This window comes from Nonomuraea sp. NPDC049309, assembly GCF_043196965.1.
Classification (GTDB): Bacteria; Actinomycetota; Actinomycetes; order Streptosporangiales; family Streptosporangiaceae; genus Nonomuraea; species Nonomuraea fastidiosa.
Window position 1 is genome coordinate 1,681,715 of record NZ_JBICSH010000001.1, and the last position, 14,792, is coordinate 1,696,506.

Annotated in this window: 16 protein-coding genes; 11 read left to right on the forward strand and 5 right to left on the reverse strand. The window is 72.6% G+C overall.

Annotation, left to right across the window (positions count from 1 at the left end):
* Positions 1-90 precede the first annotated feature (90 nt).
* Positions 91-1,272, forward strand: a complete 1,182-nt coding sequence (locus ACGFIM_RS07655; protein ID WP_393196260.1) for a pentapeptide repeat-containing protein — start codon at positions 91-93, stop codon at positions 1,270-1,272.
* 8 nt (positions 1,273-1,280) lie between these two features.
* Here ACGFIM_RS07655 and ACGFIM_RS07660 read toward each other — a convergent pair whose 3' ends face one another.
* The gene (locus ACGFIM_RS07660; protein WP_393196263.1) at positions 1,281-1,745 is read right to left on the reverse strand and encodes an SRPBCC domain-containing protein; all 465 of its coding nucleotides are present in this window, start codon (positions 1,743-1,745) and stop codon (positions 1,281-1,283) included.
* On the reverse strand, positions 1,702-2,118 hold the full coding sequence (locus tag ACGFIM_RS07665; protein WP_393196266.1) for an ArsR/SmtB family transcription factor: 417 nt from the start codon (positions 2,116-2,118) through the stop codon (positions 1,702-1,704). The genes ACGFIM_RS07660 and ACGFIM_RS07665 overlap by 44 nt, the downstream gene beginning before the upstream one ends.
* 168 nt (positions 2,119-2,286) lie before the next feature.
* On the opposite strand from ACGFIM_RS07665, the gene ACGFIM_RS07670 reads away from it, so the two are divergent.
* Positions 2,287-2,940 (forward strand): permease prefix domain 1-containing protein, encoded by a 654-nt coding sequence (locus ACGFIM_RS07670; protein WP_393196269.1) that lies wholly within the window; start codon positions 2,287-2,289, stop codon positions 2,938-2,940.
* Between the two features lie 37 nt (positions 2,941-2,977).
* Here the strand turns inward: ACGFIM_RS07670 and ACGFIM_RS07675 are convergent, their stop codons facing one another.
* Complete coding sequence (locus ACGFIM_RS07675; protein WP_393196272.1) at positions 2,978-3,313, reverse strand: PadR family transcriptional regulator; 336 nt, start codon at positions 3,311-3,313, stop codon at positions 2,978-2,980.
* A gap of 101 nt (positions 3,314-3,414) precedes the next feature.
* Between ACGFIM_RS07675 and ACGFIM_RS07680 the strand changes: the two genes are divergently transcribed.
* From ACGFIM_RS07680 to ACGFIM_RS07720, 9 genes are all read left to right on the forward strand, one after another.
* Positions 3,415-4,107 (forward strand): cytochrome ubiquinol oxidase subunit I, encoded by a 693-nt coding sequence (locus ACGFIM_RS07680; RefSeq protein WP_393196275.1) that lies wholly within the window; start codon positions 3,415-3,417, stop codon positions 4,105-4,107.
* Positions 3,996-4,583: a cytochrome ubiquinol oxidase subunit I gene (locus ACGFIM_RS07685; protein WP_393196278.1), complete on the forward strand. Its 588-nt coding sequence runs from the start codon at positions 3,996-3,998 to the stop codon at positions 4,581-4,583. The genes ACGFIM_RS07680 and ACGFIM_RS07685 overlap by 112 nt, the downstream gene beginning before the upstream one ends.
* A 13-nt stretch (positions 4,584-4,596) precedes the next feature.
* Positions 4,597-5,361, forward strand: coding sequence for a cytochrome d ubiquinol oxidase subunit II (locus tag ACGFIM_RS07690; protein ID WP_393196281.1), 765 nt, complete (start codon positions 4,597-4,599; stop codon positions 5,359-5,361).
* Positions 5,362-5,387: 26 nt separating this feature from the next.
* Positions 5,388-7,172 (forward strand): thiol reductant ABC exporter subunit CydD, encoded by a 1,785-nt coding sequence (gene cydD, locus ACGFIM_RS07695; protein ID WP_393196284.1) that lies wholly within the window; start codon positions 5,388-5,390, stop codon positions 7,170-7,172.
* Complete coding sequence (cydC, locus tag ACGFIM_RS07700) at positions 7,169-8,899, forward strand: thiol reductant ABC exporter subunit CydC (protein WP_393196287.1); 1,731 nt, start codon at positions 7,169-7,171, stop codon at positions 8,897-8,899. Before cydD ends, cydC begins: the two co-directional genes overlap by 4 nt.
* Positions 8,900-8,978: 79 nt before the next feature.
* Positions 8,979-9,608, forward strand: coding sequence for a hypothetical protein (locus ACGFIM_RS07705; RefSeq protein WP_393196290.1), 630 nt, complete (start codon positions 8,979-8,981; stop codon positions 9,606-9,608).
* Entirely contained in the window at positions 9,605-9,940 is a 336-nt protein-coding gene (locus ACGFIM_RS07710; RefSeq protein WP_393196293.1) for a transcriptional regulator, read from the forward strand. Before ACGFIM_RS07705 ends, ACGFIM_RS07710 begins: the two co-directional genes overlap by 4 nt.
* Positions 9,937-10,818 (forward strand): ABC transporter ATP-binding protein, encoded by an 882-nt coding sequence (locus ACGFIM_RS07715; RefSeq protein ID WP_393196296.1) that lies wholly within the window; start codon positions 9,937-9,939, stop codon positions 10,816-10,818. Before ACGFIM_RS07710 ends, ACGFIM_RS07715 begins: the two co-directional genes overlap by 4 nt.
* Entirely contained in the window at positions 10,811-11,551 is a 741-nt protein-coding gene (locus ACGFIM_RS07720; protein ID WP_393196299.1) for an ABC transporter permease, read from the forward strand. Before ACGFIM_RS07715 ends, ACGFIM_RS07720 begins: the two co-directional genes overlap by 8 nt.
* Positions 11,552-11,628: 77 nt before the next feature.
* Here ACGFIM_RS07720 and ACGFIM_RS07725 read toward each other — a convergent pair whose 3' ends face one another.
* A complete protein-coding gene (locus ACGFIM_RS07725; protein WP_393196302.1) occupies positions 11,629-12,867 on the reverse strand; it encodes a S1C family serine protease in 1,239 nt (412 codons plus the stop codon).
* A 159-nt stretch (positions 12,868-13,026) separates the two neighbouring features.
* Positions 13,027-14,562 (reverse strand): acyl-CoA synthetase, encoded by a 1,536-nt coding sequence (locus ACGFIM_RS07730; RefSeq protein WP_393196305.1) that lies wholly within the window; start codon positions 14,560-14,562, stop codon positions 13,027-13,029.
* Between the last annotated feature and the right edge of the window lie 230 nt (positions 14,563-14,792).

The following is a 14,792-nucleotide window of genomic DNA, read 5'->3' on the forward strand; positions in this document are numbered from 1 at the left end:
GCTAATTCCGGTTGCATATTTCCACATAAAGATGGCGGGAACATTAAATCGCCGAACCTTGACATCGGCGGCTGCGGGTATCACCTGTGCATGGACTGGGTCACCTGCGCGCATTCCGATACCTGCACAGGAATCGCTAGCCGTCCCACCGGCCGGTGCCTCGCGCACCTCGACCCCGAGGACCTGCGCGCGGCGCTCGCCACGCTCTCCCCCGGCCGCCTGCTCGACCTGCGCGGCACCACCGTCACCAGCGCGCTGCTCGCCATGGTGCTCGACGCCACCGGCGGCCGCCCGGGACGCGCCCGGCTCGACCGGGCCAGGTTCACCGGCGACGTACGGCTGTCCGGAGTGACCTTCTGCGGCGACGTGTCCCTCGACGGCGCGAGGTTCGACCGGCTGGCCTCCTTCTTCGGGGCCCGTTTCGAGGGCAACGTGTCGCTGGCGGGCGTCAGGTTCGGCCGCGAGCTGTCCTTCCATGGTGTGACCGTACGCGGGCACGTCTCGCTCGACCAGGCCGTGATGTCGCGCGACGCGCTGTTCAGCCAGGCCCGCTTCGGTCACGGGCTGTCGTGCGAGCGGGCCAGGTTCGACGGGTTCGCCACCTTCGACGGCGCCGGTCTCGGCGACGGCGCGGTCTTCAGGGGTGCGCGCTTCGGCCGCACGCTGTCGTTCCGCAAGGTCACCGGGCAGGCCTGGTTCGAGGCCGCCCATTTCGTCTCCGACGCCTACCTGTCGGCCACCGGCCGCCTCTCGGCGGCCAGGGCGCGCGCCGACGGGCTGCTCGACGTGGCGGTCGCGCACTGCGGCGTCGACCTGCGGGGCGTCGAGGTGACCGGCCCGACCCACGTGCGGCTCACCGACTCCCAGGCCGACCTCGAAGGCGCGGTGCTGCGCGGCCCGGCCACCGTGACCGGGCGCGGCAGGTCGGCGCTCACCTCGCTGCGCCGGGTGGACGCCGGCGACCTCGTCCTGCACGGGCTCGACCTGACGTCGTGCCACTTCACGGGGCTCGCGCACCCGTCGGGGGTGCGGGTCAAGGACTGCACGTTCGCGTTCACGCCGCGCGGGGTGCAGCTCAGCCTGCGCTGGCCGATGCTGCGCCGGCTCTCCCGCCGGCCGGCGCCGGCCGGCGGGCACACCGTGCCCGCGACCGGGTCCGGCGGCGACGGCCCCGGCGTCACGACCGGCGACCCGGCCGCGCTCCCCACGGATCCCACCGGCCTCCCCTCCGCCGAGACGGAGGCGCACCGCCAGGCCGGCCACGACCGGTGACCGCGGGGTCAGAGCCCGGCGGCGATCTCCTCGATGGAGGCGAAGTGCCCGCGCCAGCCGCCGCCCATGATGCGCCGTGACATCTGCTGCAGCTCGTCGTCCGGATCGAATCCCTCGTGATCGAGGAAGAGCCGGGTGCCCTTGCCCTCGGGCTCCAGCCGCCACGTCACGGTCCAGTCCGCCCGGCCGTCGCTCCAGGCGAGCCTGAGCAGCCTCTCCGGCTCGATGGCCAGCACCTCGCAGCGCACGATCCCGTCGAAGCCGACCTGCGGCCTGGGCTGGGTGGTGAACGTGAACCGGTGGCCGACCTCGGGCTTGATGTCGTTCGGCATCAGCCGGCGGGCCCTCAGCTCCGGCTCGGTGAGCGCCCGCCACACCGTGGCCGGCGGGTGGGCGAGGAACTGGTCGAGCCTGATGGCCCGGCGGTCGTCATCGGTCTTGGGGGTTCCCGCCGGGGGCAGGGTCGGGGGCATCGCGGTCCTCCGTGTCGTCTGTGTCGCCGGTGTCGGTTGTGTCATGTGTGTCGTCTGTGTCGTCCATGTCGTCGAGCAGGGTGGAGAGCGCGGCGAGGCGTTCCCGCCAGAAGCGCTCGTACGGGCCGAGCCAGTCGCGGATCTCCATGAGCGGCCCCGCCTCCAGCCGGTAGTGGCGCTCGCGGCCCTTGCGGCTCTCGGAGACCAGCCCCGCGTCCTTCAGCACCTTCAGGTGCTCCGACACGCTGGGCCTGCTCATGTCGAACCGCTCGGCCAGCCGCCCCGCGGGCTGCGCGCCCTCGTCGAGCAGCAGGCGCAGCAGCTCGCGCCGCACCGGGCTGGCCAGGGCGCTGAAGACGTGATCGGCGCTCACGTCCGGCCCTCCTCGGCGGCGCCGCGGCTCGGAGCGGCGGTAGCGAGTAAGGAGATGAGCATGTCGCACACTATACGTAGGATTTTTCCTACATGTGGCCCCCGCCCTCGGCGGAATATCAGGGAATTCCCCGATGAAGCCCAGGGGCCCGCTCTCTAGACTTGAGCCATGCTCATCGACGACTACGTGTCCGAGCTGGATCGGGCCCTGTGCGGCCCTCCGGGCCCCAAACGCGACCTGGTCGTCGAGGCACGTGACAGCCTGCTCGACACCGCCGAGGCGCTCGAGGCCGAAGGGTTCGGCCGGGAGGAGGCCGAGCGGCGGGCGGTGAAGGAGTTCGGCGACATCGCCGAGATCGCCCCCGGCTACCAGATGGAGCTGACCGCCGCGTCGGGCCGGCGGCTGGGCACACTGCTGTTCGTGAGCGTGCCGATCACGGTCGCGATGTGGTCGGTGCTGTGGCGGCTCTACCCCGCCGACGCCACCACCTGGGCCTCCGCGCCCGCCTGGGCCGGCGTCGTCTCCGACCTGATCGACGCGCTCCAGCTCGCCACCGGCGCGTACGGCGGCCTGGTGGTCTTCGCGCTGAGCAGGGGCGCCCGCTGGATCAAGCGGCCCCGCCTCGCCATCCGGTCGATGGCCTTCATGGTCTTCGGCGCGCTGGCGATCACGGGCGGGCTGTCGCTGACGCTCTCGCTCGCCCTGCACACCTCGGCCTCGCTCGATCCCCTGCCCGCCCTGCTGGCGAACCTGGTCACCTCGGCGATGTGGGGCCTGCAGATCTACGGCGCCACGCAGTGCGTGCGCGTGACGCGCTCCTGAGCGATGCCCTGCCCGGCCCGGCGGGGCCCTGCCCGGGTCAGCCCAGCGCGGCGGACTCGGCGCGCAGCACGCTGCCGATCACGGTGGAGAACTCCCGCCAGGCCGATCGCTCCCCCTGAAGCTGCTTCCTGCCCGACTCGGTGAGCCGGTAGGTGCGACGCCTGCGCCCGCCCACGGTCGCCCACTCGCTCGACAGGTAACCGATGCGCTCGAGCCTGCGCAGCGCCGGATAGACGGTGCCGGTGGGCACGCTGAGCGCTCCCCCGCTGCGTTCCTGCAGGGCCTCGATGATGGCATAGCCGTGCAGCGGCTCGTCCTCCAGGACGGAGAGCAGCAGAGCGTCCATGTGCCCGCGCAACGCATCCGGATTCATGACTTCGATCCTAGTGACCGACCCTCCATGTAGCCAGTCTACATGTAGGCTCTCTACGTGTAGGCTATCTACGTATCGAGGGACACGACTTCGGAGCGGTGATGGACGTCCTGGATCTGGCACGCACGCAATTCGCGGTGACGGGCAGCCTGCATTTCCTGTTCGTGGTGCTCACGCTGGGCCTGGCGCCACTCGTGGCGATCATGCACACCCGCTGGGCGCGGACCGGGCAGCCGCTGCACGAGCGCATGACGCGCTTCTGGGGGCAGGTGTACGTGATCAACTACGCGCTCGGCATCATGACCGGGCTCGTCATGGAGTTCCAGTTCGGGCTGGCGTGGAGCGGGCTGACCGATTACGCCGGCGACGTGTTCGGCGCCCCGCTCGCCATGGAGACGCTGCTCGCCTTCTTCCTGGAGTCCACCTTCCTCGGCCTGTGGATCTTCGGCTGGGGGCGGCTGCCCAGGTGGGCGCACACGGCCTGCATCTGGGCCGTGACGCTCACCGCGTACGCGAGCGCGTTCTTCATCATGGTCGCCAACTCGTTCCTGCAGAACCCGGCGGGCGCCGTCGCCGACGGCGAGCGGCTGCGGCTTGCCGGCTTCGGCGCGCTGCTCACCAACAAGGCGCTGATCTTCTCCTTCCCGCACGTCATCGGGGCCGGGCTGTTCACCGGCGGGTGGTGCTGGCCGGCGCGAGCGCCTACCGGCTGTGGCGGCGCGCGGAGGAGACGGAGTTCTTCAGCCGGTCGCTGCGCACCGGCGTGCTCGCCGCCGCGCTCGGCATCACGGTGACCGTCGCCTTCGGCTACGCCCAGTTCGACGGCATCGCCGAGGGCAAGTTCGGCAACGGCAACGTACCGGCGTCCGCGGCTCTCGGGTTCATGATCGAGACCGGCCAGCTCCTGGCTCTGGTCGTGCTGCTCGTGATGCTGCCGCTGATCCGGGTGCTGCCGCGGGCCCGCTGGGCGCACCCGGTGCTCATGCTGATGACGCCCCTGCCGTTCGTCCTGGCGATCTCCGGCTGGCTGGCCAGGGAGCTCGGCAGGCAGCCCTGGATGATCTGGGAACGGCTCACCATCGCCGACGCCATGACGCCCGGCCTGACCGCCGGCATGGTGACGACCTCGCTGATCGGATTCACCGCCGTCCTCGGGCTGCTGGCGGTCGTCGACTACGTGCTCATCGCCCGCGCGATCAGGCGGGGCCCGCAGGCGCCCGCCCTCGGCGCCGCCTCCGAGAGCACGCCCTCCCCCGCCCTGACCTACTGAAGAGGTGCTGACGATGGAGCTGCTGTGGTTCGCCGTCTTCGCGGTGCTGCTGGCCGGTTACTTCGCCCTTGAGGGCTTCGACCTCGGCGTGGGGCTGCTGCTGCCGCTGCTCGGCAGGACGCGCGCCGACCGGGACCGCATGGTCGCGGCGATCGCCCCGTACGTGCTGGCCAACGAGGTGTGGCTGGTCGCCGTGGGCGGGACGCTCGCCGGGGTCTACCCGCTGCTGGACGGCCGGGTGCTGTCCGCCCTGTATCCGCTGGTCGTGGCCATGCTGCTGAGCTGGGTGCTGCGCGACGCCGGGCTGTGGTTCCGCCGCAGGCTCGGCGGCACGCTATGGCGGGGCGTCTGGGACGCCGCCATCGCGTTCGGCTCGCTCGGCCTGTCCGCCGGCTGGGGCATGGCCCTGTACGCCGCCGCCACCGGCTTCCAGGCCCCCGCGGTGCACCCGCTCGGCCTGCTGCTCGGCGTCGTGGTGACGCTGCTGTTCGCCTTCCACGGCTGGACGTTCCTGGCCTGGCGCACGCCCGGCGCGTCCGGCGCCGCCAGGTCGGGGCGGGCGCTGCTGGTGTCGGGGGCGACGGCCGCGCTGCCCGCGCTCGGGGTGCTGGTGGCCGCGATGCCGTACCTGCTGGAGCACACCGCAGCCCCGGCCACGCTGAATGTGCTCAGTCTCATGGTCCTGCCTGTCGCGCCCATCCTGGTGGGAGCGCAAGTATGGGTATGGCGCACTTTCCGGCCAGGCAAGGACGCCGTACCGCTCCCGTCGTTCTTCTGAAGGACCACCGAGGGCTGAGGGGCTCTGTGCACAAGGGTTTGCTGTCGCTGATGCGGGCCGAGCGCGCGGTCCGCACGCACCTCGGCGTCACCATGGCCGCCGCCGTGCTCGCGGGGCTGCTCGTGCTGGTGCAGGCCGAATTGCTCGCGGGCGTGCTGTCCGGGCGGTTCACCGCGGCCGCGCTCGGCGTGCTCGCGGCCGTCGTCGGGGTGCGGGCGCTGCTGGCCTGGACACAGGGCGTCTTCGCCGGGCGCACCGCCACCGGCGTCAAGTCCGCGCTGCGCCGCCGGCTGCTCGAACGCCTGCGCGAGCTGGGCCCCGCCCGGCTGACCGCGCACCGCTCCGGCGAGCTGGTCACGCTCGCCGGGCGCGGGCTCGACGGGCTCGACAACTACCTGACCGGCTACCTGCCGTCCATCGCCGTGGCCGGTGTCGTGCCGCTGGCCGTGCTCATCCGGCTGTTCGCCGCCGACCTGGCCAGCGCCGTCATCGTGCTCGTGACGCTGCCGCTGATCCCGATCTTCGGCGCGCTCGTCGGCATGACCACCAAGGCCGTCACCGAGCGGCAGTACAAGGCGCTGTCGCGGCTCGGCGGCCACTTCCTCGACGTCGTGCGCGGGCTGCCGACGCTGCGCGCCTTCGGCCGGGCCCGCTACCAGGCCGGCGTCATCCGGCAGGTCGCCGACGCGCACCGCAGCGCCACCATGCGGACGCTGCGGGTGGCGTTCCTGTCGTCGCTCGTGCTGGAGCTGTGCGCCTCGCTGTCGCTGGCGCTGGTCGCGGTGCCGATCGGGCTGCGGCTGCTCGGTGGCTCGCTGGACCTGACGACGGCGCTGCTGGTGCTGCTGCTCGCGCCCGAGGCGTACCTGCCGCTGCGGGCCATGGGGACCCGCTTCCACGCCTCCATGGAGGGCGTCGCGGCGGCCGACGCGGCCTTCGCCGTCCTGGACGCCGAGACCGGCGAGCGTGCGAACGGGACCCGCGAGGTGACCGGCGGCGGCGCGCCGGAGATCCGGCTGGAGAACGTCACCGTGCGCTATCCCGGCCGCGACGCGCCCGCTCTCGAAAACGTCTCGCTGACCATCGCGCCCGGCGAGCGGGTGGCGCTGGTGGGCGAGAGCGGCGGCGGCAAGAGCACGCTGCTCCACCTCATACTCGGGTTCGTCCGGCCGTCCGCCGGCCGGGTGCTCGTCGACGGCGTCGATCTGCGCGAGCTCGACCTGGCGGGGTGGCGGGCGAGGCTCGCCTTCGTGGCGCAGCGGCCGCACCTCTTCGCCGCGTCGGTGGCCGACAACATCCGGCTCGGGAACCCGTCCGCCTCGCTCGACGACGTGCGCAGGGCGGCCGAGGCGGCGCACGCCGACTTCGTCGCCGATCTGCCGCAGGGGTTCGACACGGTGCTGGGCGAGCGCGGCGCGAACCTGTCGGCGGGCCAGCGCCAGCGGGTCGCCCTGGCCCGCGCGTTCTGCCGTCCCGGCGCCTCCGTGCTGCTGCTCGACGAGCCCACGGCCCGGCTCGACGGGCGCAGCGAGGCCGCGGTGGTGGCGGCCACCGCCAAGCTGGCCGAGGGCCGTACGGCGGTCATCGTCGCGCACCGGCCCGCCATGATCGAGCTCGCCGACCGCGTGATCCGCGTCCACGACGGCCGCGTCCTGTCCGACACCGTACGGACCGGCGCCCGCAAGGACACCGCACCGGCCGGGGACGGAGACGCGGAGCCGCGGGACGGCGGGACGGCCCGGCAGGCGCCTGGGAAGCCGCGGAACGGCGGGACGGCCGAGCAGACACGTGCGGAAGGAGGCGGGCGATGAGACGGCGCTTGGGCCTGCGCCTGTGGTGGGCGGTGCTCGCCGGTTCGGCGGCCGATCTGGCCGGTCTCGGGCTCATCGCGGCGGCCGCCTGGCTCATCACCCGGGCCGCCGAGCAGCCGCCGCTGGCCGCGCTGAGCGTGGCGATCGTGGCGACCAGGGCGTTCGCCACGGGCAAGGGCGTCTTCCGCTACGCCGAGCGCCTCACCGGCCACGACGTCGCCCTGCGCGCCCAGGCGGGCACCAGGGAGGACCTGTACGAGGCGCTCATCCCGCCCCAGCGCCCCCGTCACGGCGGTGCCGACCTGCTGAGCCGCATGGTGGACGACACCGAGGCCGTCCAGGACCTGCTGGTCCGCTGCCTGCTGCCGGCCGTGGCCGCGGCGGTCGCGGGCCTTGCGGCCGTGGTCATCGGGCTGGTGATCCTGCCGGTGGCGGCGCTGGTGCTGCTGGCGGGCCTGGCGCTGGCCGGGGTGCTGCTGCCCGCGGGCACGGCCGCCGCGGCGCGCCGCTGGTCGGCGCGGATCGCCCCGGCGCGGGCGGCGCTGGCGGGGCGGGTGGCCGACCTGGTGCACGGCTCGGCCGACCTGGCCGCGTACGGCGCCGACGGAGCGGCTCTCGACCGGGCGCTGGCCGCCGATGACGCGCTGGCCGCGCTGGAACGCCGCCAGGCCCGCGTGCACGCCGCCGCCCTGGCCGGCGGCACCCTGCTGCAGGGCCTGACCGTGGTGGCCATCGTGCTGCTCGCCCAGGCGGCGGGCGTCGGCACGGTCGGCACGGCGGTGCTCGCCTTGACCGGGCTGGTCGCGTTCGAGCCGGTGCTGCCGCTGGCGGCGGCGGGCGAGCGGATGGCGGGCATCACGGCGGCGCTGCGGCGGCTGCGCGAGGTGCGCGCGTCGGAGCCGGCCGTCACCGAGCCCGCCGCGCCCAAGCCCCGCCCCGAGCCGCCGCTCACCATCGAGATCGAGAACCTCGTGGTCCGCCACCCGGCCCGCACCGCGCTCGACGGGGAGGCGCACGACGGTGATCGCCCCGTCTCCGGCGGCGGCCGTCCGGCGCTCGACGGGGTCTCGCTGCGGGTCGAGCCCGGCCGGCGGGTGGCGATCGTCGGGCCGAGCGGCGCGGGCAAGAGCACGCTGCTGGCCGCCCTCATGCGCCTGGTCGAGCCGGAGTCGGGCCGCATCGCGGTGAACGGCGTGGACGTGCGCGACCTGCCGGGCGACGACGTACGCGCTCTCATGACCGGCCTCACCCAGGACCCGTACATCTTCCGCGCGAGCCTGCGCGACAACCTGCGCCTCGCGGGCCCCGACGCGGACGACGAGCGGCTGCTCCAGGCGGTGCGCGACGCCCGCCTGGACGGCTGGGTCGAGCGGACCGGCTGGGACACCGAGCTGGGCGAGGACGGCAGGACGGTGTCGGGCGGCCAGCTCCAGCGGCTGGCGCTGGCCAGGGCGCTGCTGTACGACCCTCCCGTGCTGCTGCTCGACGAGCCGGCCGAGGCGCTCGACGAGGAGACGGCCGACCGGCTCATGGAGGACCTGCTCGACGTCACCCGCGACCGCACGACCCTGCTGGTCACCCACCGGCTCAAGGGCCTGGAGTCGGTCGACGAGGTGATCGTGCTGGAGGACGGCCGGGTGACACAGCGCGGCACGCACGACGAGCTGGTGCGCGTGCCCGGTTACTACCGCGACCTCTGGGAGTCGGAGGTCCTCACCCGGCGGTGACGCCCCCGTGCCCCCGCCTTGAGTTGGCGATGCCATCAGGTTTAAACTGCAAACTACTTTACTGATTTGAGGAGTTTGCATGGTCGACGATGATGAGCGCGCGCCCAGCCCCGAGGAGATGCTGCGGGTCATCGAGGAGCAGAGCCACGCCACCGTGCGGCTGCTCCAGGGCGACCCGCGCCTGCTCTACGTCCCGTGGGGGGCGGCCTGGCTGCTCGGCTTCACCGCCCTGTTCCTGCACTACGGCCTCGGCGGGCGCCCCTACCTGCCGATCTCGCAGATGCAGGCGGTGAGCGTGCTGATGGCGGCCATGATCGTGGCGGGGGCGGTGTCGGCGTACGGGATCGTCAAGATGAACAGGTCGGTGCGCGGCGACACCTCGGCCAGGGGCGCGATGTACGGCTACGCCTGGCTTGCGGGCATGGTGCTGGCCTCGCTCATCGCGGTCAGGCTCGGCCCGATGCTGCCCGACGCCGAGCGCGGCCTGCTGTGGGCGGGCGGACCGCTGCTCGTCGTCGCGCTGCTCTACATGCTGGGCGGCGCCATCTGGCTCAACTGGCCGATGTTCTTCATCGGCGCCTGGACCGCCGGTGTGAACGCGCTGGGCGTGCTGCTCGGCCCCGGCCCGCACGCCCTGCTGACGGCGGTCCTGCTGGGCGGCGGGTTCATCGCGGCCGGGCTGTGGCTGTGGCGGAGGCAGCGCGGGTGAGCGAGGAGAGCAAGCCGGGCGGCGCGCTGCCCGAGCTGGACCCGGTGATCCACGCCCAGGCGAGGCTGCGCGTGGTGGCCGCGCTCAACGTGCTGGCCGACGGCGACGAGATGGCGTTCGGCTCGCTGAAGGAGCTGCTCGGCATGACGGCGGGGAACCTGTCGGTCCACCTCACCAAGCTGGAGGACGCCGGATACGTCCGCATCACCAAAACGCACAGAGGCCGCACGCCCGTCACGTACGTGGCGCTGACCAAGCGCGGGCGGCTGGCCTTCGAGGAGTACACCGCGGCGATCCGCGCCCTGCTGGACAACGCTGGAGGAGTCCGATGACGGTTCTGGCCCGCGCCTTGGACGTCACCCGCCGCTACGGCGACGTGGTGGCGCTCGACCGCGTCTCGCTCGACATCCGGGCGGGCGAGCTGGTCGGCCTGCTGGGCCCCAACGGGGCCGGAAAGTCCACGCTGCTCAGCCTCTTCGCCGGGCTGCGCAGGCCGACGTCGGGGACGATCGAGCTGCTCGGCGGCTCGCCGCTCGACCCGGTGACGCGGCGCGGCATCGGCGTGACCCCGCAGGAGACGGGGCTGCCGGAGTCGCTGCGGGTCGGCGAGGTGGCCGACTTCGTCTCCTCCCACTACCCCGACCCGGTCGGCAGAGACGAGCTGCTGGGCAGGTTCGGGCTCGGCGATCTGGCCGGGCGGCAGGTGGGCGGCCTGTCGGGCGGCCAGCGGCGGCGCCTGGCGGTGGCGCTCGCGTTCGCCGGGAACCCGCGGCTGGTCTTCCTCGACGAGCCGACCACCGGTCTCGACGTCGAGGCCAGGCACGCCCTGTGGGCGGGCGTCAAGGCCTTCCACGACAGCGGCGGCACGGTGGTGCTGACCAGCCACTACCTGGAGGAGATCGAGGCGCTGGCCGAACGGGTCGTGGTGCTGGGCCACGGCCGGGTGCTGGCCGACGACACGGTGAACGCGATCCGCGGCCTGGTGGGCGTGCGGCGTGTCTCGCTGCTGGCCGAGCGCCTGCCCGAGCTGCCCGGCGTGCTCGGCAGCGAGCGGGAGGGCGACCGGATCAGCCTGGTCACCACCGACCCCGACCGGCTGGTGGTCGAGCTGGTACGCAGCGGCGCACCGTTCTCCGGCCTGGAGATCAGGCCCACCACCCTGGAAGAGGCGTTCCTCACGATCACCGGCAAGGAGGCGGCCCATGTCTAGCCTGGTCACCGCGCACACCCGCGTCCTGCTGCTCGAACAGCTCAGGGTGCCCATCGGCCTCGCGGCGGGCGCGCTGTTCCCCGCGGTCGCGCTGCTGGCGTTCGTGGTGCCGTTCGCGGGCGACGATCCGCGGGCGGCCACGATGGCGACGGCGTCGCTGATGCTGTTCGGCGCCATGTCGCAGGCGATCATCGGGCTGGCCGTCACGGTGTCGCAGGATCGCGAGCAGCCCTGGAGCCCCTACGTCCGCACGCTGCCCGCCGGGCCGTTCCCCCGCTTGGCCGGGCGGATACTCGCCGCGATCGTGCAGATCCTGCTCGGGGTGGTGCCGGTGCTGCTGGTCGCGGCGCTGTTCACCGAGGCCGCCACCACGCCGGTGCGGCTGCTCGCGGCGCTGGCAACGCTGGTCGCGGGCTCGGTGCCGTTCATGCTGATGGGGCTGTTCCTCGGGTTCCTGCTGAGCGCGAAGGCGGCGATCGCGGTCTCGCAGCTGCTGTTCTTCCCGCTGGGCGTGCTGGGCGGGCTGCTGCTGCCGCCGCAGATCCTGCCGGGGGTCGTGGAGGCGGTCTCGCCGTTCACGCCTGCGCGCGGCGTGGCCGAGCTGCTGTGGGCGGTGACGGCGGGCACGACGCCCGACGGGGTGTCGCTGGCCGCGCTGGCCGGCTGGACGGTGCTGGCCGCCGCGGGGGCCGTGTGGGCGTACCGCCGCGACGAGGGCCGGCGCTTCACCTGAGGTTTGTTCGGGGGGGGTGTGCCGCCGAGTCCGCAGCGATCTCGACGACACACCCGTCCATGAGGGGGTCCCGTGTGTTACGCGTTCTCCGCGAGGATGACGTTCACCTCGTGGCTCTCGCCATCCCTCATATATGTGATCTTGACCTCTTGGCCCGGTTTGAAACCTCTGACCTGCCCAACAACGGTATCGCCTCCGTCAACCATCTTGTCGTCGATCTTTGTGATGAGGTCGCCTTGCTGCAGTCCGGCCTTGTCCGCCGGGCTTCCGGGGGTGACCTCTCTGATCAACGCGCCCGCCACGTCTCCGGTGGCGTCGGTGACGCTCACGCCGAGCCAGGCGTGCGTGACCTTGCCGCTGGAGATGAGCTGCTCGGAGACCTGCTTGGCGGTGTTGACCGGGATGGCGAAGCCGACGCCGCCGCCCGCGGCCTCGGAGGCGATCGCGGTGTTGATGCCGACGAGCTCGCCGGCCGCGTTCACGAGGGCGCCGCCGGAGTTGCCGGGGTTGATCGAGGCGTCGGTCTGGATGGCGCCGCCGATCGTGGTGGGCATGCTCTCGGTGTCCTGCGGCCAGCCGGGCGGGAGCTGCCTGCGCTCGCTGCCGAGGTTCAGCGTACGGTCGAGCGCGCTGACGATGCCCGCCGTGACGGACCCGTCGAGGCCGAGCGGGCTGCCGATGGCCAGCACCGGGTCGCCGACCCTGAGCTTGTCGCTGTCGCCGAGCGTGGCCTTGGCCAGGCCCGACACGCCCTCGGCCTTGATGACGGCGAGGTCCGTGGCCGGGTCGGTGCCGACGATGCTCGCCCGCGCGGTCTTGCCGTCGCTGAACTTGACCGTCATCTGGCCGCCCTGGCCCGCCCCCACGACCACGTGGTTGTTGGTGAGGATCATGCCGTCCTCCGACAGCACCACGCCGGAGCCCTCACCGCTCCGCCCCTTGATCATCACGACCGTGGGCTGCACCTTGGCCGCCACCTCGGCCACCGTGAGCTGGTCGGAGGCCGACTTGAACACCGGGCCCGGCGTCACGGGCGCGCTGCTCGCGACCGGCTCGGGCTGGAACGAGGTGGCGACAGCGGCCCCCACGACACCACCCGCGACGGCCATGGCCGCCATGGCGAGACCCGCGATGACCTTCTGGCCGACGGTGAAGCGCGCCTGCTTGGGCTGCGCCGGCGGTGGCGGAGGCACCTCCATCACGATCGTCTCCCGTCGGGGAAAGCCCCCGGCTATCGGCGGGGTGGCGCCGAACTGGCTCCATCCACCGGAGTCCCGCCGCTCGGGACCCTGCTCGCGAGGCTCGTTCGCGTTCATCCTGTCATCTCCCTCGAATCCCTCTGCTTCAAGGGTGTCAAGACTCTCGTAAGAGCGGGCTAAGAGCGGAATTCCGCCGGCGCCGCACGCCCCGGCACGGCGCTCGTCGGACGAGGTCGCGGCGGGCGTGCGGAGTGCGGAGCCTCCGTTCGATCTTTCTTAACGTCCGGCGGGCCAGTACTCGTCCCTCAGCAGCCGCTTGTAAAGCTTGCCGGTCGGGTGGCGGGGCAGCTCGGCGCGGAAGTCCACCGACTTGGGGCACTTGTAGTGGGCCAGGTGCTCACGGCAGTACGCGATCAGCTCCGCCTCCAGCTCCGGCCCCGCCTCGTCCATGGTCACCGGCTCGACCACGGCCTTGACCTGCTCGCCCATCTCCTCGTCCGGCACGCCGAACACCGCGACGTCGGCCACCTTCGGATGCACCGACAGCACGTTCTCGGCCTCCTGCGGGTAGATGTTCACCCCACCCGAGATGATCATGTACGAGCGGCGGTCGGTCAGGTAGAGGAAGCCCTCCTCGTCGAGGTAGCCGATGTCGCCCAGCGTCGTCCAGCCCCTGCCCTTCGGGTCCTGGACCGAGCGGGTCTTGTCGGGGTCGCCGTGGTACTCGAAGCGGCCGCCGTTCTCGAAGTAGATCGTGCCGTGCTCGCCCGGCGGCAGGTCGTCGCCGTTCTCGTCGCAGACGTGCACGATGCCGAGCAGGGAGCGGCCGACCGTGCCCTTGTGCGCCAGCCAGTCCTGAGGGCCGGCGTAAAGGAAGCCGTTGCCCTCGGTGCCAGCGTAGTACTCGTGGATGATCGGGCCCCACCACTCCATCATCTGCTCCTTGACCGGGATGGGGCAGGGCGCGGCGGCGTGGATGGCGTACCTGAGCGAGGAGACGTCGTACTTGTCGCGGACCTCCTGCGGCAGCTTCAGCATCTTGATGAACATCGTCGGCACGAGCTGCGTGTGCGTCACCGCGTACCGCTCGACCGCCGCCAGGTACTGCTCGGGGTCGAAGCGCTCCATCACCACCACCGTGGCGCCGAGGCGCTGGAACGACATGCAGTAGCGCAGCGGCGCGGCGTGGTAGAGCGGGGCGGGCGAGAGGTAGACGCTGTCGGCCGACGGCGCGAACAGCGCCTGGATGAGCTTGAGCAGCATGCCGGGCTCCTCCAGCGGGCCGTGCGACGCGGGCACCTTGACGCCCTTGGGCCGGCCGGTGGTGCCGGAGGAGTAGAGCATGTCGGCGCCGGTGCACTCGTCCGCGATGGGCGTGGCCGGGTGCGCGGCGACGGCCCGCTCGTACGAGGTGAAGCCCTCGGCCTCGCCGTCGAGCATGAGCCGCAGCTCGACCTTCGGGGTGGCGGCGGTGATGGAGGCCGCGACGGCGGCCAGGCCGGCGCTGGAGATGAAGACCCGGGCGCCGCAGTTTCCGACGATGTAGGCCAGCTCGTCGGTCTGCAGCCGGGAGCTGATGGGCGTGTAGTACAGGCCGGCGCGGTGCGCGGCCCAGGCGACGGCCAGGAAGAGCGGGTGGTTGGGCAGCATGAAGGCGACGTGGTCGCCGGGGCGCAGGCCCGCCGAGCGGAACAGGTGGGCCAGCCGGTTCGACTCCTCGTCCAGCTCGCGGTAGGTGATGACGCGTCCGGAGCCCGCCATGATCACAGCGGGCTTGTCGGGGGTGACTGCTGCGATGGCTCCCGGATACATGAACAGAACAGTATTCGGTTACCTGGCCCCCCGCCAGAACCGCGACGGCCTCCGCGCGAGCCGGAACTCACGCGGAGGCCGCGGCGAACACCGGGCCGGACGCCCGGGCCCACTCCCCCTCTCCGGTCGGAATCCCTCCGGGCGGAAAGCCCCGCCCGGACCCATGGCGCCGGGCCGGGGCCTGGGCCCGCGCTTCAGAGCGGGCGGGCCGCCGGGCACATCGCGCCGGA